Origin of the sequence: Tessaracoccus massiliensis, from assembly GCF_000826065.2 — a bacterium.
In the GTDB taxonomy this organism is placed as follows: domain Bacteria; phylum Actinomycetota; class Actinomycetes; order Propionibacteriales; family Propionibacteriaceae; genus Arachnia; species Arachnia massiliensis_A.
In genome coordinates this window covers 233,011-249,566 of sequence record NZ_LN623543.1, presented here as the reverse complement: position 1 = coordinate 249,566, position 16,556 = coordinate 233,011, and the positions used below count along the sequence as shown (strand labels likewise).

General features: G+C 67.9%; 15 protein-coding genes. 8 read left to right on the top strand and 7 right to left on the bottom strand.

Annotated features, from left to right (window positions below; genetic code table 11):
- Positions 1 to 96 precede the first annotated feature (96 nt).
- From BN1186_RS11675 to BN1186_RS11655, 5 genes are all read right to left on the bottom strand, one after another.
- Positions 97 to 3,120: a family 20 glycosylhydrolase gene (locus BN1186_RS11675; RefSeq protein ID WP_082031364.1), complete on the bottom strand. Its 3,024-nt coding sequence runs from the start codon at positions 3,118 to 3,120 to the stop codon at positions 97 to 99.
- Positions 3,121 to 3,246: 126 nt separating this feature from the next.
- On the bottom strand, positions 3,247 to 4,353 hold the full coding sequence (locus BN1186_RS11670; RefSeq protein ID WP_040284242.1) for an HD domain-containing protein: 1,107 nt from the start codon (positions 4,351 to 4,353) through the stop codon (positions 3,247 to 3,249).
- A 20-nt stretch (positions 4,354 to 4,373) separates the two neighbouring features.
- On the bottom strand, positions 4,374 to 5,672 hold the full coding sequence (locus BN1186_RS11665) for a citrate synthase (RefSeq protein ID WP_040284817.1): 1,299 nt from the start codon (positions 5,670 to 5,672) through the stop codon (positions 4,374 to 4,376).
- Between the two features lie 78 nt (positions 5,673 to 5,750).
- On the bottom strand, positions 5,751 to 6,896 hold the full coding sequence (gene dusB / locus BN1186_RS11660) for a tRNA dihydrouridine synthase DusB (protein ID WP_139651081.1): 1,146 nt from the start codon (positions 6,894 to 6,896) through the stop codon (positions 5,751 to 5,753).
- 36 nt (positions 6,897 to 6,932) lie between these two features.
- Positions 6,933 to 7,229: an antibiotic biosynthesis monooxygenase family protein gene (locus BN1186_RS11655; RefSeq protein WP_040284240.1), complete on the bottom strand. Its 297-nt coding sequence runs from the start codon at positions 7,227 to 7,229 to the stop codon at positions 6,933 to 6,935.
- Between the two features lie 65 nt (positions 7,230 to 7,294).
- Between BN1186_RS11655 and BN1186_RS11650 the strand changes: the two genes are divergently transcribed.
- Genes BN1186_RS11650 through BN1186_RS11635 form a run of 4 tightly spaced genes read left to right on the top strand, consistent with a single transcriptional unit; the run spans position 7,295 to position 10,391 of the window.
- Positions 7,295 to 8,272: a metal ABC transporter substrate-binding protein gene (locus BN1186_RS11650; protein WP_052460103.1), complete on the top strand. Its 978-nt coding sequence runs from the start codon at positions 7,295 to 7,297 to the stop codon at positions 8,270 to 8,272.
- Complete coding sequence (locus BN1186_RS11645; protein WP_040284238.1) at positions 8,259 to 9,011, top strand: metal ABC transporter ATP-binding protein; 753 nt, start codon at positions 8,259 to 8,261, stop codon at positions 9,009 to 9,011. The genes BN1186_RS11650 and BN1186_RS11645 overlap by 14 nt, the downstream gene beginning before the upstream one ends.
- Positions 9,008 to 9,994 carry a metal ABC transporter permease gene (locus tag BN1186_RS11640; RefSeq protein WP_342777364.1) on the top strand — a complete coding sequence of 329 codons (987 nt, stop codon included), beginning with the start codon at positions 9,008 to 9,010 and terminating at the stop codon, positions 9,992 to 9,994. Before BN1186_RS11645 ends, BN1186_RS11640 begins: the two co-directional genes overlap by 4 nt.
- Positions 9,981 to 10,391 carry a Fur family transcriptional regulator gene (locus BN1186_RS11635; RefSeq protein WP_040284237.1) on the top strand — a complete coding sequence of 137 codons (411 nt, stop codon included), beginning with the start codon at positions 9,981 to 9,983 and terminating at the stop codon, positions 10,389 to 10,391. The genes BN1186_RS11640 and BN1186_RS11635 overlap by 14 nt, the downstream gene beginning before the upstream one ends.
- On the opposite strand, the gene BN1186_RS11630 is transcribed toward BN1186_RS11635, so the two are convergent.
- Entirely contained in the window at positions 10,388 to 11,200 is an 813-nt protein-coding gene (locus BN1186_RS11630) for a LacI family DNA-binding transcriptional regulator (protein ID WP_180349073.1), read from the bottom strand. The genes BN1186_RS11635 and BN1186_RS11630 overlap by 4 nt on opposite strands.
- Between BN1186_RS11630 and BN1186_RS11625 the strand changes: the two genes are divergently transcribed.
- The 4 genes from BN1186_RS11625 to BN1186_RS11610 are packed head-to-tail and all read left to right on the top strand — an operon-like array spanning position 11,176 to position 15,744.
- A complete protein-coding gene (locus BN1186_RS11625) occupies positions 11,176 to 12,243 on the top strand; it encodes an HAD-IA family hydrolase (protein WP_342777376.1) in 1,068 nt (355 codons plus the stop codon). The two genes, BN1186_RS11630 and BN1186_RS11625, sit on opposite strands and share 25 nt — an antisense overlap.
- Before the next feature lie 17 nt (positions 12,244 to 12,260).
- A complete protein-coding gene (locus tag BN1186_RS11620) occupies positions 12,261 to 13,235 on the top strand; it encodes a DUF8171 family membrane protein (protein ID WP_052460100.1) in 975 nt (324 codons plus the stop codon).
- A complete protein-coding gene (locus BN1186_RS11615; RefSeq protein WP_040284236.1) occupies positions 13,232 to 14,926 on the top strand; it encodes an ABC transporter ATP-binding protein in 1,695 nt (564 codons plus the stop codon). Before BN1186_RS11620 ends, BN1186_RS11615 begins: the two co-directional genes overlap by 4 nt.
- Positions 14,920 to 15,744 (top strand): energy-coupling factor transporter transmembrane component T family protein, encoded by an 825-nt coding sequence (locus tag BN1186_RS11610; RefSeq protein WP_040284235.1) that lies wholly within the window; start codon positions 14,920 to 14,922, stop codon positions 15,742 to 15,744. Before BN1186_RS11615 ends, BN1186_RS11610 begins: the two co-directional genes overlap by 7 nt.
- Here the strand turns inward: BN1186_RS11610 and BN1186_RS11605 are convergent.
- Positions 15,735 to 16,550, bottom strand: coding sequence for a Cof-type HAD-IIB family hydrolase (locus tag BN1186_RS11605; RefSeq protein WP_040284234.1), 816 nt, complete (start codon positions 16,548 to 16,550; stop codon positions 15,735 to 15,737). The two genes, BN1186_RS11610 and BN1186_RS11605, sit on opposite strands and share 10 nt — an antisense overlap.
- Between the last annotated feature and the right edge of the window lie 6 nt (positions 16,551 to 16,556).

Genomic DNA, 16,556 nt, shown 5'->3' with positions numbered 1-16,556 from the left:
GTCCCCAGCACCTTCATTCAGGTGCTGGGGACGCCTCAGGGGTTTCGACACGGTCGCGGTCCTCGCAAGCTCGGACGCGACCGGCTCAACCAACCGCTATCGCAGCTCGGGGCCTCCGAACATCACGATGTTGTTGAACACCCACTCGTTGTTCTGCGAGAACACGTAACCGCCCTCAGGCTTCGCCGTGGCCTTGTACACCGTCACGAAGGTGTAGGAACGGCAACCGTTGCGGCCGGTGCGCTCAGTATCGCACTCGGTCATCCACTTGCGCTGATCCGTGGTGGCGGTCCACTCGCCGGTGTTTGCGAGGGGGTTGGCACCCCAGGCTTCACGGGTCATGAACGGCAGGTAGGTGAGGTTGTTGAACGTCCACCCGTCCTTACGGACGAACTGACCATCCTCGATCACCACGATGGTCGCCCAGATGTCCGTTCGGCAACGCTCCGTCCGCGAGTACGGCTCACACCTGGTGTTCCAGTCGCGACCGTTGAGGCCCTTGTGCAGACCCGGCAGCGTGTACGGCGCGGTACGCACGTACTTCTTCACCGGAGGCGTCGTCGGGTCGTCCGTGGGATCGACCGTGGGGGTCACCGTCGGCTTCACCGTGGGCTCCTCCGTCGTGTCATCCGTGGGATCAACCGTCGGCGTCACGGTGGGCTCGGGCTCGACGACGGTGGCGTCCACCGTGAACTCTGCCAGCGTCGTGTAGGCCAGGCCGCCCTGCTCAGACTTGGACACGAGCATCAGGTAGCGGGCGTCCACCGGGGGGTCGAACTCGACGACCTTATCCTGGAAGCCGCTGGGCAGCGAGCCGGATGCCACGGGCTGGCCCCACGCCGCCAGATCGGTGCCGGCGGCAACCGTCGCGTCGTTGGTGGCGTAGATGTCGTAGTCCTTGATCTGGCCGTTGACGGCGCCGGTGTTGGTGCCCTGACGCGGGGTCAGCATGGCGGCGCAGACCTCCATCTCCTGCCCGAGGTCGAAGACGATCTCGTGCGGGTGGGCGACCTCCGAGGGATCCCACTGGGTGTGCCAGAAGGTGCCGCGGTCGCCGTCGATGGCTGCGGTGGCCAGGGCCACCTCCTCGGAGTTGTTCTGTTCGCTGGAGACGCGGGTCACGGCCACCGGGCTGGTGGGCAGCGTGCTGCAGATGCCGGTGCCGGTCAGCGTGAAGACGGTCGCCTCAGCCTTGTTGGGGTCCTGCTGCGCGATCGAGGTGCCGTCCACCACGAGCGGGAGCTGCGAGATGGCGTTGGTGAGTGTGAACCCGCCGTCGACGGGCTTGAGCCACCACTTCTGCAGGTTGCGGCCGGGGTCGCAGGCGCGGGCGGTGGGTGCCAGCCCGAACTCGGAGGGCGTGCGCAGCGTCAGCGCGGTGCCGCCCACCAGGTCGAGGCAGGTGCCCGCCGCGCTCTGCAGCGTGTAGTAGCCGTCTGAGGTGGGGTTGAGCGTCCAGCGATGGGCGTCGTCACCCATCGTGACGGTCTCGCCCGCCGTGAGGAACTTGCCGTCTGCGCTGATCTCGTAGGTGGCGCCGGGGACCGGCCGCCAGTTGACGGTGTCGGTCAGCGGACCACGACCCAACTCCTCGCCGAGCGACTTGAACTCGGTGTAGGTCTCCACGGGGCGGGTGCTGCCCCAGGTGGCCTGAGCGGTGTACTTCCAGGTCTCCTGCACGACGGTGAGCTGCTGGCGCTCCGTCATGGCCGGGCCGTCGTCGGGCCACAGCGTCAGCTTGCCGCCCAGCACCTTGCCGGGGGTGTCGGAGTCGTCCACGCGGGGCTCGCCCACGAAGTCCATCGGGGTCCAGTTCTCGGCCCACAGTTGCGAGGGCTGCTTCCACAGGCCGCTGGGGCGGGCGTGGTAGAGGCTCTTGTTGGCGTTGACCATGTCGTGACCCTCGGACAGCAGGGTCTGTGCGGAGCGGCCCACCATGCCGGCGCCCGCGTCGTACTGCCAGTGCTCGACGATGATGTCGGTGTCCAGCTTGGCGATGTTGTAGTTGACGGGGATGCCGTCGTTCCAGATGCGCAGCGTGCGGCCGTCGGCCTTGACGTAGGCATTCATCTGGTTGATGAAGTCGATGAAGAGGTCCTGCTCGGTGGCGTTGGGACCGAACTTATCCTTGGCGGCCTCCAGCAGCTGCGGGAAGCGGGTCACGCCGCCCGGCACGCCGAACATGTACTCATCGGCGCCCATGTGCCAGTAGCCCTGCGTGTCGAAGGCCTCCATGTATTCGTCGTACAGCGTCTGCAGGGTGGTCAGTGCCTCCGGCCGGCTGATGTCGAGGCGCGTGGGCTCCTTGAAGCCGTCTTCGCGGGTGAGCTGGAGCTCGGGGTACTCGGTGATCCAGGGGCCCATGTGGCCGGGCGAGTTGACCTCGGCGATGATGCGGATGTTGTGCTGTTTGGCGAACTCGGTGAGGTGCTGCGCCTGCTCGACGGTGTAGTAGCCCCAGTAGTTGGACTTGGGGAGGCTCTCGGATTCGACCTTGATCTCCAGCCACAGCTCGTTCATCTTGTAGTAGGCCATCTGCTCGATGACCTGTTCCAGGGTTTCCACGGGGATGTGGATGATGCAGGCGCAGATACCCATGCCGCGGATCTCGTACTCGGGCACGTCCACCGCGGAGCCTGCGGGGATGGTCTGGCTGGTGCCGGCAAGCACGGCCCACTGGAGGGCGGTCTTGGTGCCGTAGAAGGCGCCTACCCGGTCAGCGGCGGTGATCCTGATGGTCTCGCCCACCTCGATGCGGTAGCCCTCGCGGCCCAGCTCAGTCTGGGTGGCGTCGAGCACGAGTTCCACGTCGCCCGCGGCGGCGCTGGTCTTCACCTGGACATCGGTGGCCAGCGCGGCGCCCAACTCCGTGGCGAACGGGCCCGCCACGTCAGAGAGCGTGGCGGGGGCGACCACCGCGGTGGAGGTGCCGTACCGGAAGGTGCCGGAGCCGGCGTTCCATTCGGGCAGGCCGGGGATCGACGCCGGGGCGCCGTTGGTGGCCAGCCGGACTGACGTCGCGGCGCTGGCGGACGGGGTGAGGAACACCGAGGCCCCCACCGATAGGGCAAGGGCCAGTGCCGCCACAATGGCGACCGCCCTGATGATTGTCGTTCGCACTCGAACACTCCCTCGTGAACAGATTCTGGGCTCTGATTCATCCTCGCCAGATGCCGGGCGGAAGTCCAGAGCACGGGGGCGGTAGGGGCAAGTTGCGCAGCGGAAATGCGCGCAGGATGACGGTTGTCAGGCGCCCCGGCCGATCCCCCGGGGCAGCTTCTTCGGGTCCCATCCGAGGCGCTGCTGGGCCTGCTCGAACGCGAACCGGTCCGTCATGCCCCCGACGTAGGCGACCGCCCCACGCACCAGATCCTCGGCGTGGTACTCCTGCGGCAGCGCCCTCGGGTTGTCCAGATAGAAGTTCACCAGGTCACGCAGCACCGCCACCACCGTCAGCGACTGCGCCACGGATTCCGGCCTGGTGTAGATGCGTTCGTAGTTGAAGCGGCGCAGCTCAGCCAGAGCCTCAGCCGTGACCGGGTCCATCCCGACGGTGCCCGTCTGGGCTGTGGTGTCGATCACCGCGTTGATGAAGGTGGCCAACTGCTGGCGTCGGGTGGTGCCGGCCACCTCCCGGATGATCTCGGGCAACTCGGCGAGCTCCACGATGCCGGCGTAGACGGCGTCCTCCAGGTCATGGGCGCAGTAGGCGATGCGGTCCGCCCAGCTGACGATCTCCCCCTCCACAGTCGCCGGCGCGGGGCGGGACCAGGAGTGGTTGCGGATGCCGTCGAGGGTCTCCAGCGTGAGGTTGAGGGGTTCGAGCACGACGTCGGCGCCCCACGGCCCATGGTCGTAGCCGCCCTCGATGAACTCGTCGAACGCGTCCTCCGAGGCGTGCCCGCCCGGGCCGTGACCGCAATCGTGGCCCAGGGCGATGGCGTCGGTCAGCGTGACGTTGACGCCGACGCCACGCGCCATGGCTATGGCGCACTGCGCCACCTCGATGGCGTGGGTCAGCCGCGTGCGCTGGTGGTCGGTCGGGTAGACCACCACCTGCGTCTTGCCCGCCAGCCGGCGGAACGCGGCCGAGTGGACGATCCGGTCCCGGTCCCGTTCGAAGCAGGTCCGGAACGCGTCGGGTTCCTCGTCGCGGGCGCGGTTGCCGGCGCCGCTGGCGAAGGACGCCTCCGGCACGAACAGTTCGCGCTCGAGCTCCTCGCGCTGCTCGCGCCGCCTGGCCGGGCGCGGGCTGACGCTGGCCGTCGACGACCGGTGCGCGGTGATCACCTCGTCGCCGTGGCCGCGCATGGTGTGGGCCCAGAGCTTGGTACGGGGCAGGATCTCGTTCATCAGGCCCCAGCCTAACCGGGCTACCGCCTGGCGCGCGGCACCCACTCCGACAACTGCGGGCCGGTGTAGACCTGGCGGGGGCGGTAGATCCGCTGCGTCGGGTCGTCGGTGACTTCCTTCCAGTGCGCGATCCAGCCAGGTGTCCGCCCGATGGCGAACAGCACCGTGAACATGTCCAGGGGGATACCGATGGCGCGCAGGATGATGCCCGAGTAGAAGTCGACGTTGGGGTACAGGCGACGGGAGGCGAAGTAGTCGTCGGCCAGCGCCGCCTCCTCCACCTCGCGGGCGATGTCCAGCAGCGGGTCCTTGATGTGCATGGTGTCGAGCAGCTTGTGCGCGGCGTCCTTGAGGATCCGGGCCCGCGGGTCGAAGTTGCGGTAGACGCGGTGGCCGAAGCCCATCAGCTTGACGCCGGACTTCTTGTCCTTGGCGCGGTCGACGTACTGCTTGGCCGTCCAGGACCCCTCGTTGATCTTCTCCAGCATGTCGATCACGCCCATGTTGGCGCCGCCGTGCAGCGGCCCCCACAGCGCGTTGACACCTGCCGAGAGCGACGCGTACAGGTTGGCGCCCGACGACGCGACCATGCGCACCGTCGAGGTGGAACAGTTCTGCTCGTGATCGGCGTGCAGCACGAGGAACATGTTCAGCGCGTGGGCCACCTCCAGGGTGGCCTCATAGTCGCGGTACGGCACCGAGAACATCATGTGGAGGAAGTTCTCGGCGTAGCTGAGGTCGTAGCGCGGGTAGGCGATGGGTTGGCCCACGTGCGCCTTGTAGGAGGCAGCCGCGATGGTGCGGGTCTTGGCGAGCAGGCTGGCTGCGGCCTCGCGGAAGCCGTTCTCATCGGTGAAGCGATGCTCCGGCATGTCGTGGGCCTGCAGCGCGTTGACCATGGCAGACAGGATGCTCATGGGGTGCGCGTTGACCGGGAAGCCCTCGAAGTGCTTGCGCATGTCACGGTGCAACGCGGAGTTCTCGGTGAGCAGCGTCCTGAACTCGGCCCGCTCCTCCTCGTCCGGCAGTTCGCCGAAGATCAGCAGCTCCGCCGTCTCGATGAAGCTGGAGCGGGCCGCAAGGTCCTCGATGGGGATGCCGCGGTAGCGCAGGATCCCCTTCTCCCCGTCGATGAACGTGATGGCCGACTTGGCCGAGCCTGTGTTGGCATAGCCGTCATCCAGGGTGATCAGGCCGGTGTCGGCTCGCAGCCGGCTGATGTCGATGGCACGTTCACCCTCGGTACCGGTGACGATGGGCAGCTGGTGCTCGACGCCGTCGATGGTGATGGTGGCAAATTCCTGCATGGGCACCTCCATGGTCCAGAGCCCGCATGGGGCGGGCTGGCTGCGCATTAACCTAATCGACGGCGGCGCCCCACCCCTCAGGGGGGTCCGTTAACCCCCGGAGACGTCCAGCTCCGCCGCGGAGAGATCCAGTTCGCACCCGGAGGTGTCGTCGAACCAGCCGTGCGGGAGAACGACCTTGCCACGCGGGGATCCCTGGCGCCCACGGGGTGTGCCCAACTCGCTGACGGGGAACTCGGCATCCGCATCCAGCAGAGCAACCAACCCGCGCAACTCCTCGAGGGAGGAGACCATGGCGAAGCGCCGGCGCAGCTCGCCAACCGGGTAACCCTTGAAGTACCACGCCATGTGTTTGCGCAGGTCGACGATGCCGCGCGGTCCCATGATCGAGATCAGCAGTTCGGCGTGGCGAAGGAGCATCCGCCCCACCTCGCCGAGCTTGGGACGCAGCCGCAGCACCTCTCCCCTGAAGGCGGCGGCGAGGTCGCCGAACAGCCACGGCCGGCCGAGGCAGCCGCGACCGATGACCACGCCGTCGCAGCCGGTCTCGGCCATCATGCGCAGGGCGTCCTCCGCCTCCCAGATGTCGCCGTTGCCGAGCACGGGGATGTCGACCACCTCCACCAGTTCCCGGATGCGGGACCAGTCCGCCTCCCCGGAATAGGCCTGCTGCACGGTGCGGCCGTGCAGCGCGATGGCCGCCGCCCCCTCCTCCTGGGCGATGCGGCCGGCGTCGAGGAACGTCTCGTGCTGATCGTCGATCCCGATGCGCGTCTTGATGGTCACCGGCACCCCGAACTCATCGGCGGCCCGGACGGTCTCGCGGACGATGGCCCGCAGGCGCTCGCGCTTGTAGGGCAGCACCCCGCCGCCGCCCTTGCGGGTGACCTTGGGCACGGGGCAGCCGAAGTTGAGGTCGATGTGGTCCACGTCGTGGTCGCGGATCAGGATGCGCGCCGCGTCGGCCATCACGTCGGGATCCACGCCGTAGAGCTGCACAGAGCGGGTCGTCTCCCCCGGGTCGAACTGCAGCATGTCGCGCGTCTTGTGGTCCCCCACGACCAGGCCTCGTGAGGTGATCATTTCGCAGACGTACAGGCCGGCGCCCTGCTCGCGGCACAGTTGCCGGTAGGCGGCGTTGGTCACGCCCGCCATCGGCGCGAGCACGACGGGCAGCTCGACGACGACGGCGTCGCGGCGGCTCGGGGCGTGCAGGCGCAGGGGGGCGATGGTCATGGTCATCCTCGCGTCGGGATCAGGGGCTGGAACAGCCTACGCTCGCGGGATGTTCTCCCCCAATTCCTCCGGAGGCAGGAAGGCGCTGGGCTCGTCGATGGCGCGCGACAGCAGCGGGGTGAGGATCACCTTCGCGTCGTAGCCGCTGAATGAGCGGCGGTAGGCGCCCACCGACTCCCACCGGGAGACGATGGCCCACAACTCAGGCTCGTCGAGGTTCTGCACCAGCTCGATCCCCAGGCAGCCGGGACGCTGGGACCACCACTCGACGGCGGAGGCGGCCTCGTCGGAGAAGCGGGGGCCCGGCGAGTCGAAGCGGCTGATGGCGAGCATGGCCACACCCTATCCGGGGCCGCCGCATTTTGATTCCAGCCGACACCGGAATGATAATGGTTCTCATGAACGTCATCTTCCGTAGCACCATCGCGGCAGCCTCTCTGTTGGCAATCGCACTCTCCGCTTGCGGGGCACCCTCTCAGGAAGGGTCCCCCGGCGACGGCCCTACGGTCATCACCTCGTTCTACCCACTCCAGTGGGCGACGCAACAGGTCATGGGCGAGACAGACGGCACCGTCGACGTCCTGACCAAGCCGGGCGCTGACGCCCACGGCATGGAACTGTCGCCGCAGCAGATCGCCTCCCTCAGCGACGCGGACCTGATTGTCTACCTGGACAAGCTCCAGCCCGAGGTCAACGCCGCGGTGGCCCAGGCGGGCGACCGCCCCATCCTGAACACGGCGGACGCCGCCGATCTCGCCCCGGTCGCCGAGGGGCACTCCCACGACGAGCACGGCGAGGAGGGCCACGAGGAGGAAGGTCACGAGGAAGAGGGCCACGACGCCCACGACCACGGCGATTTTGACCCCCACTTCTGGCAGGATCCGGAGCGGATGGGCAAGGTCGTCACCGCCATCGCTGACAAGCTGGCGGAGGTCAATCCTGACGCGGCCGAGACCTACCGGGCCAACGCCGAATCCAACGTCGAGGAGCTCAAGACCCTCGATAAGGAGTTCGCTGACGGGCTGGCCACGTGTGAGCGCCGGGAGTTCATCACCACGCATGCCGCCTTCCAGTACCTGGCCGAGCGCTACAACCTCGAGGAGATCGGCATTTCCGGCATCAATCCCGACGGCGAGCCCTCCCCGGCCCGGATCGCGGCCGTCCACGACGAAGCCAAGCGACACGAAGTGACCACCATCTTCTTCGAGACACTCACATCGGATGCGGTGGCCAAGTCCATTGCCGGAGACCTCGGCCTCAAGACGGCGGTGCTCGATCCGTTGGAGGGCGTCACCGACAAGTCGGCCGGCACCGACTACCCTTCCATCATGCGCGCCAATCTCGAGGCTCTGAGGAGCGCCAATGACTGCAGCTGACCCCCTTGACGCACGGGGGCTCTACGTCTCCCTGGATGGGATGCCCATCCTCCGGGACGTGAGCATCCACGTCGACAGCGGAGAAGCCGTCGCTCTGCTGGGCGGCAACGGGTCCGGCAAGTCCACCCTCGTCAAGACCCTGCTCGGGTTGACCCCGTACCAGCGCGGCACAGTGGAACTGTTCGGCGAGCACCTGCCCGGTTTCAATGAATGGTGGCGGGTGGGCTACGTGCCGCAGCATTCCGCCATCACCGTGCCCAACGCCACGGTACGCGAGATCGCTGCCTCCGGCCGGTTGGCGCACCGTAAGGCCTTCCAGTGGCTGGGCCGACGGGACAAGGCAGCCCTCGACGAGGCCCTCGAGCTCGTCGGCCTGGCCGACCGCTCCACCTGGCCGTTCGGCGCGCTCTCCGGAGGCCAGAAGCAGCGGGTGCTCATCGCCCGGGCGCTGTCGGCACAGCCCGACCTGCTGGTGATGGACGAGCCGCTGGCAGGCGTCGACCTGCACAGCCAGGCCGGCATGGCCGACCTGCTGGGCACGCTGCGCGGCGACGGGCTGGCTCTGCTTGTGGTGCTGCACGAGCGCGGCTACATGGCGCCCATCCTCGACCGCGCGGTCACGCTATGCGACGGCCGCGTCGTGGAGGAGGACCACCCGTCGGCCCAGGCCTGCGCACCAGATCTGGACCCGCCGTCGACGTTCGGCGTGGTCGACCCCATCTCGGGAGTGCTCGCATGATCGACGTCCTCGCGCTGCCGTTCATGCAGCGCGCCCTCATCGCCGCTCTCCTCAGCGGCCTCATCGCCCCCGCCATCGGCACATTCATCGTGCAGCGGAGGATGAGCCTCCTGGGCGACGGGCTGGGCCACGTCGCCATCATGGGCGTGGGCCTGGCGCTGCTGACCGGCACCGCGCCCCTGCCGATCGCGGTGATCACCTGCGTCGTGGGCGCGGTGGCGGTGGAGTTGCTGCGCCAGCACGGTAAGGCCTCTGGCGACCTGGCACTGGCCATCCTCTTCTACGGCGGCCTCGCCTCCGGCGTCCTCATGGCGGGGATCGCGGGGCAGGGCGCCGCCGGGCTGTCGTCGTTCCTGTTCGGCTCCCTCACCTCGGTCAACCAGAACGAGATCTACCTCATCGCAGGGCTGGCCGTGATCATCCTGGCCATCACCATCTCGCTCGCGCCCAGGCTCTTCGCCGTCTCGGTGGATGAGAAGTATGCGCAGGTGCTGGGCATCCGCGTGAAGGCCCTGAACCTGCTGGTCGTCGTGCTGGCGGCGGTGACCGTGACGGTGTCCATGCGCACGGTGGGCCTGCTCCTGATCAGCGCCCTCATGGTGATCCCGGTGGCCACCGCGCAGCAGTCCTTCGTCGGCTTCACGGCCTCCTTCTTCGGCGCCATGGGCATCGGAGCCGTGGCTGCCGTGGGCGGCACCATCGGCTCGTTCTACCTCGACACCGCCACCGGCGCCACCATCGTGGTGACCGCCATCGCGCTCCTGGGCCTGTCCTGGCTGGTGGGCGGGAAGCTGCGGCGGACAGACCGCTTCATCCCCTACATCGAGGACCACGGGCAGCATCCGCATCAGGCTGCGGAGAGCCACGACGACCGGCACGCCGAGCTCCCCGGCGTGAAGGTGATCCAACACGGCGACCATCTGGATTACGTTCACGACGGCCACCGCCACGCGCGCCATGGAGACCACTATGACGAGCACTGAGACGCCCCGCACCCCCGCCACCCGCCAGACCTGGCAGCGTGCCGCGGTGCGCGACCTGATGGAATCCACCGAGGAGTTCCGCACCGCGCAACAGGTCCACGACCTGCTGCGCGAGCAGGGCGCGAAGGTGGGGTTGGCCACGGTGTACCGGGCCCTCCAGTCGATGGCGGAGGCCGATGAGGTCGACGTGTTGCGCACCCCGGAAGGTGAGGCGGCCTACCGTTCCTGCTCCAAGGGCCACCACCATCACCTGGTGTGCCGCTCCTGCGGCTATTCCATCGAGATCCACCCGGAGGCGCTGGAGCACTGGGCCTCCGACATCGCCCGCGAGCACGGCTTCACCGATGCGGGCCATGAGCTGGAGATCTTCGGCCTGTGCCGCAACTGCTCCAACTAGCTTGAGGAGCGCACCACCAGCGTCGGCTCCACGACCACCCGCTCAACCGCGCCGGACAACAGGATCTCCATCGCCCGTTGGCCCATGGCTGCCCGCGGCTGGGCCACCGTGGTGAGTTGGGGCCGGACCACACTGGCCAGCTCCGCGTCGTCGTAGCCCACGATGGCCAGCTCCCCTGGGACGTCCACACCCTTGTCAGCAGCCGACCCCAAGAGCCTCGCGGCCGCCCTGTCATTGGAGGCGAATACCGCTGACGGGCGCTCGCCCGTGAACACCGCGGCACCATCCCGCCACACGCTGGCCTCGAGGTCATGCTCCGCCATCACGTCCTCGTAGGCCTGGGCGCGGACGCGCGTGGTACGCGACTCTGAGGCGGCCAGGAAGCCGATCCTTGTGTGCCCCCTGGCCAGCAGGTGCTCCATAGCCTGCCGGGCCCCTGAGGCGTCATCATTGCGCACCTGGCTCACGTTCTCCGGAAGCTCATAGGGATTGGCGATCACGACGGTGGGCGCCTGCTGGGCCGCGGCTCGGAGCTCCCCGCCGGGGACGTGTGCAGACACGACGACGAAGCCGTCGAGGCCCAGTTGGCGCATGGCCTGCAGCCGCTGAGCGAGGATGCTCGGATCCTGCCTGCCATGGCTGACGACAACCCCCAGCCCGTCCTGGGCGGCCACATCCTCGACCGCCTCCACCACATCCGTGTTGTGGGGGTTACCGAGTTCGTTCAGAAGCACGCCGATGAGGCCAGTGCGGCCGGCGACCAGGGAGCGGGCCCAGTGATTGGATCGGTAGCCGATCTCCTCTGCCACCTGCAAAGGCCCTAGGCGTCTCCCCGGAGCGCGCCTGGTACGTCGGTGACACTCAGGATCGCGATGTCGCGGCGGGCCGGCGTGCCGGGGTGGGCGCGGTACTGATCACCCGCTCGAAGCATACGGACAACCCACCCTTCGCCGTCACCCACCGGCCGGATGCGGTCTTCGACGACCCGCGCGGCGTGCTGGAACTGCTCACGCAGGTGGTGGCAGGCCGCTCCCCCACCGCGCTGCCCGCGAGCCCGGTTGTCGAAGTGCCCCGCGGCCCTGCGGTGCTCATCGACCATGGCGGCGTGATCTCGCAAACCGCCCCTGGTACGGATGGGCTCACCAGCTTCCTCGCTGACCTTGCCCTGCAACTGCGCCGCGCCCGCCGGGATGACCATTCCATCGAGGAGTTGCGCGACGCTCTCGCACGGGCGCGGGCCGCGTTCAAGACGTGGAAGGAGGCGCGCCTCACCGCCCACCGCGAGGCGGGCGAACCTCTGCGAGAGGTGACGCACCGCGAGTTCTGGGAGGCTGTCGCTGACCAGCTCGACGGGGGACTCCATAGTTGGTTCCGCGCGGAGGCAGACGACCTGGCCGCACGCTACGGAAATGTGAAGTCCGACCGGACGTGCCGGCCAGGGATGGGCGAACTGCTGCGCGGCTTCGCCGAGGAAGGCACCCCCGTCGTCGTCGTGTCGAACACCGTCTCCGGCCGGGCGGTGCGGGATTCGTGCGCCCGGTATGGACTGGCCCCCTACATCTCCGCCTACGTCTGCTCCGACGAGATGGGATTGCGCAAGCCGGAGCCCGGAATCTTCCTGGAGGCGCTGACCATTGCCCACGCTGATCCGGCTCGCACGATCTTCATCGGTGACAAACCCCGCAACGACGCTGCCGGCGCCCTCGCCGTCGGCATTGCGCACCGTGTGCTGCTGACCGGCGGATCCACCCCAGCCAGTGAGCTCGAGGCCGCCCTGGCCGACGGCACCGCGACCCAGGTGGTCACGGACCTGCACGATCTCCACCCCCTCCGCGAAGCAATCGCCAGCTGACCCGAAAGGACCCCCTCATGACCCCCACCGAGTATCGACGCGCAGGTACCTTGCGCACCTCAGGCTCCGGCACCACCGAGCTGCGCACCCCTCAGAAGCTCATGATCTTCGTGCTGTCCATGGCGCTGTTCGGCCTGGCCAACATCATCCTCGAGATCATCCCCGACGTGACCATCGGCCCCGTGGACATTTCGGTGGCCTACTTCGTCTTCGTGCCCCTCGCGATGGTGGCGCTGTTCTCCCCGTTCTGGGCCGCACTCGGCGCACCCCTCGGCGAGATCGTCTTCGTCGACCTCCTCATGGGCGACTTCTCGGGCCTCTCCGAGGTGGAGGGGTACATCCAGATGTTCCTCGCGTTGTACATCGCCGGCTCGCTGATCCGCAACCCCCGTTCCCGCACGCAGATCTGGATCGGCGCCATCCTCGTGGACGTCATCGACAAGTTCCTCTCGGCGATCGTCGACCTCGCGAAGGTCTGGCTCGCTCTGGAAGACCCGGAGTACGTCGAGGGACTCCCCGAATCGATTCTGTTCCTCGAGGGCATCGGCTTCGGCGTCGACATCGTGATGTCAGGCATCCTCTTCGGCGCGATCCCCGCCATGTGGCTCATCCCCGCCCTGCACGGCAAGATCGAGCCCCTGCTCGGGATGCGTCCCCGGGTGCCTGGCGAACCCATCCCCGGCCAGGCGCCCAGGGCCGGCTGGTTCGTCGCCGTCGCGGTGGTGCTGTCCATCGCCGCGGCCTTCTTCGCTTTCATCGAGGCGTGGGACCTCAACATCGGAGCATGGGAACCGGATTTCCTGGACCAGTTCGGCACGAGCTTCCTGTGGGTCTCGGTGGGCGCCATCGTCGTGGTCCTCGAGCTGGCCTATGTCGCCTATCGCAAGGGCCGCACGCCTGATCCCGGGGCCCAGGCCCGCCTTCAGGCAGAGGCCGACGAGGCCGTCGCCATGGCGGAGCGCGAGCGCAGCGAGGAGCCCATCCACTCGTGAGCGCCATCATCGAGGCGTCGAACCTCAGCTTCCGGTACCCGGGGGCTGAGGTCGACACGCTGCGCAATGTGAACCTCACGATCAAGCGTGGCGATTTCGTCGCCATCGTCGGGGGCAACGGTTCCGGGAAGACGACCCTCTGCAAGACCTTCAACGGGCTCGTGCCCCACTACTGGGCAGGCGACTTCGCGGGCTCCGTGCACGTCGACGGCGTGGACACCTTCTCGTCGTCCGTGGCGGAGCTCTCGGCGAAGGTCGGCTACGTCTACCAGGACCTCCAGAACCAGCTGGTGCGCCCCACCGTCCGCGACGAAATCTCGTTCGGGCCGATCAACTTCGGGCACTCGGACCATGCGGAACGCACCGCGGAGGTGCTCGACTCGCTCGGGTTGGCGGAACTGGCGCAGCGCTTCACGTGGCAGCTCTCAGGCGGGCAGGCACACACCACGGCCCTGGCTGCCGTCCTGGCCCTGCGGCCGGGGATCCTCGTGGTCGACGAACCGGTCGCCGAACTGGATCCCGCCCGGGCCCACGACATCTACCGAAGCCTCCAACGCCTCAATACGGAGCTGGGGCTCACGATCATCACCATCGAACACCACGCAGAGTTCATCGCCCAGTACGCCAAGTCGGTGGTGCTGATGGCCGACGGCGCGCCTGTGTGGCACCTTCCCGTCGACGAGGCCGTCAACCGGACGGATGAGTTGGCGCGCCACGGCATCCCCGCCCCACAGGTCATCCAGGTGGGCCGCGGCGCCGGCCTGGGCCAGGTCCCGCGGGATATCCCCTCGGCCGTCGGAGCGCTCCACGCGGCCGGCATCACCGCCCAGGATGTGCCACGGCCGCCAACCCACCGGCCCGCCAGCGTTGTCGTGGCAACGGCACGCGGCGTTCAGCACTCCTACCGGAGCGTCGGCGGCAACCTCCACGTCGCGTTGGACAACATCGACCTGGACCTGCACGCGGGGGACCGTGTCGCCCTCGTCGGGGGAAACGGGTCAGGCAAGACCACACTGCTCAAGCTCCTGTCCGGCATCCTCGTGCCACGCGCGGGTGAGGTCACCGTGGACGGGATCAACACCCGTACCAAATCCCCGGGCAAGCTGGCCGGGACCACCGCGTACATCTATCAGCATCCCCAGCAGATGCTGCTGAAGGATTCCGTGCGCGGCGATGTGTCGCTGTTCCCCTCCGGCCGCAGGATGGAGGGATGGCAGGAGCTCGTCGAGCAGGTCATCGGGCGCGTCAACCTCAGCGCCTTCGCCCTGCGGGACGGCCGCACGCTGTCCGGTGGACAGCAACGCAGGGCCACCCTGGCGATCGGTCTGGCAATGCGGCCCCGCGTCCTTCTGCTCGATGAGCCGACCTCCTCGCTCGACGTGGCCTCCCGGGAAGGGGTCACCGCCATGCTGGTGGACCTCTCCGACGCCATCTCGTGCGCCGTCGTGGCCACCCACGACATGCACCTCGTGGCTGATTGGGCAAACCGGGTGATCGTGCTGGAGCACGGCAGGATCGCCGCGGACCTCGAGCCGCGCGAGCTGTTCTCACAGCCGGAACTCCTGGCCCGCGTCCGGCTGGTCCCACCACAGGTGGCCGAACTCGGTCTCGCGCTCGGGCTGCAGCAGCCGCCGCTCAACGTGGTCGAGTTGTTGGAATGCCTCAGGTCCAGGGAGAGAGTGCCATGCTGAGAAAGCAACGCGATGTCCTGTCGGTCGAGTGGGTCAAGCTCGAACTGATCCGCACCGCCTATGCCACCAGGGGCGGGATGTTCTCGCGCCGGGACCCCCGGGCGGTGCTGGTCTGGTACCTGATCATGGCATTCGTGCCGTGGTTCACCCACAACGTCACAGTGCTCGGTGCGCTCTTCGTCATCGCCGCCATAGGCGTGTTCCTGGCCCGCGTCGGTCCCCTGGTTCTGGGGTTGTTCATCATCGGCATCGGTTTTGAGATCTTCTACCTGATCCTGGTGTCCCTCATGTTCGGCGGGAACCTCGGTACCCTCGCCGCGCTGGGCGTGGTCAACCTGAAACTGGGCATCATCTCGATGGCGTCGATGGCGGCGTTCGTCTCCCTCGACCCGGAGAAGTTGTCCGATGCCCTGCTGGCCTTCAAGATGCCGGAGCTGTTCGCCTTCGGCGTGAGTTACGGCTACCGGATGCTGCCCATCATGGTGGAGGAGTTCAACACGGTGTTCGACGGCTTCCGCCTCCGCATGGCGCCGCCTGAGAAGCGTGGCTTCCTCGGCTGGCGCACCGTCGTGCACTGGGCGAAGATGGCAATCCTCAGCTTCTACCCGATCTTCCTCAACACCGCCAAGAACGTCCGCACGACGGTCGAGGCCCTCGAGACGAGGGGCTTCACGTACGCCACCGTCGACGGCCGGGGCCGGAGCATACGCCTCGGCCAGCTCCAGATGGGCATGGTGGACTGGCTGATGCTGGCGGTGACGGTGGTTCTGGTGGTGGGCGCTTTCGCGGCCGGACAGGCCTGGCCGATCTACCGCTGAGCCAGGAGCTCCTCGATGACGACGGCCACCCCGTCGTCGGCGTTGCTCAGCGTCACGTGATCTGCCGCCGCCCGGGCCTCGGGCTCGCCGTTGGCCATCGCGACACCCAAGCCTGCCCAGCGCAACATCTCCAGATCGTTGATGTTGTCGCCGAAGGCCACCACGTCGCTCTGGTCGATCCCGCGGTCCGCGCAGTACCTGGCCAAGGCGCTGGCCTTGGTGACGCCCGCGCGACCGACCTCGAGGAATGGCGCGCCTGACGTGGTGGCGTGGCAGCCGGGCACCGCCAACCGCCTAGCTGCCTCGAGCAGGTCCTCGGGGGTGACCGAGTCGTCGCGCATCACCAACTTCAAGGACGGCTCAGCCAGCACATCCTCCCTGGTCCCCAACCGGTGATCGACCGGCCACCGGGCAACCTTCGCGCCAGGGTCCTGCATTCCGCTGTAGCCGTGCTCCGCGACGTAGGTGTCGCCGCCGTCGCGCACAGAGACGAGGCTGAGGCCTGGGAACAGCGCCTGCATCCGCTCGACGATCTCGCGTTGGGCGCTCAGCTCCATGGCCTCCTCGAACAGCACCTCTCTGGTGGTCAGGTCCATCGCCACCGCGCCGTTGGAACCGATGGCGTCACCGTCCAGGGCGGTGCCGTCGACGATCACAGCGATCGAATAAGGTTGCCTCCCCGAGATGACGATCACCTCCATGCCAGCGCTCCTGGCCGCGGCGAAGGCCGCCTTCGTGCGGTCCGTGATCTCGTGGGAAGGGTTGAGCAACGTGCCGTCGACGTCGGTCGCCAGGAGTCTCGCCATGGCTGA

Coding starts and splice junctions, on each gene's coding strand:
- BN1186_RS11655 (WP_040284240.1), bottom strand. CDS start 7,229: ATGCTCGCCATCAGCCGCTTCGACTCGCCGGGCCCCCGCTTCTCCGAC.
- BN1186_RS11635 (WP_040284237.1), top strand. CDS start 9,981: ATGACGAGCACTGAGACGCCCCGCACCCCCGCCACCCGCCAGACCTGG.
- BN1186_RS11620 (WP_052460100.1), top strand. CDS start 12,261: ATGACCCCCACCGAGTATCGACGCGCAGGTACCTTGCGCACCTCAGGC.
- BN1186_RS11610 (WP_040284235.1), top strand. CDS start 14,920: ATGCTGAGAAAGCAACGCGATGTCCTGTCGGTCGAGTGGGTCAAGCTC.
- dusB (WP_139651081.1), bottom strand. CDS start 6,896: ATGACCATCGCCCCCCTGCGCCTGCACGCCCCGAGCCGCCGCGACGCC.
- BN1186_RS11670 (WP_040284242.1), bottom strand. CDS start 4,353: ATGAACGAGATCCTGCCCCGTACCAAGCTCTGGGCCCACACCATGCGC.
- BN1186_RS11665 (WP_040284817.1), bottom strand. CDS start 5,672: ATGGAGGTGCCCATGCAGGAATTTGCCACCATCACCATCGACGGCGTC.
- BN1186_RS11640 (WP_342777364.1), top strand. CDS start 9,008: ATGATCGACGTCCTCGCGCTGCCGTTCATGCAGCGCGCCCTCATCGCC.
- BN1186_RS11645 (WP_040284238.1), top strand. CDS start 8,259: ATGACTGCAGCTGACCCCCTTGACGCACGGGGGCTCTACGTCTCCCTG.
- BN1186_RS11650 (WP_052460103.1), top strand. CDS start 7,295: ATGAACGTCATCTTCCGTAGCACCATCGCGGCAGCCTCTCTGTTGGCA.
- BN1186_RS11605 (WP_040284234.1), bottom strand. CDS start 16,550: ATGGCGAGACTCCTGGCGACCGACGTCGACGGCACGTTGCTCAACCCT.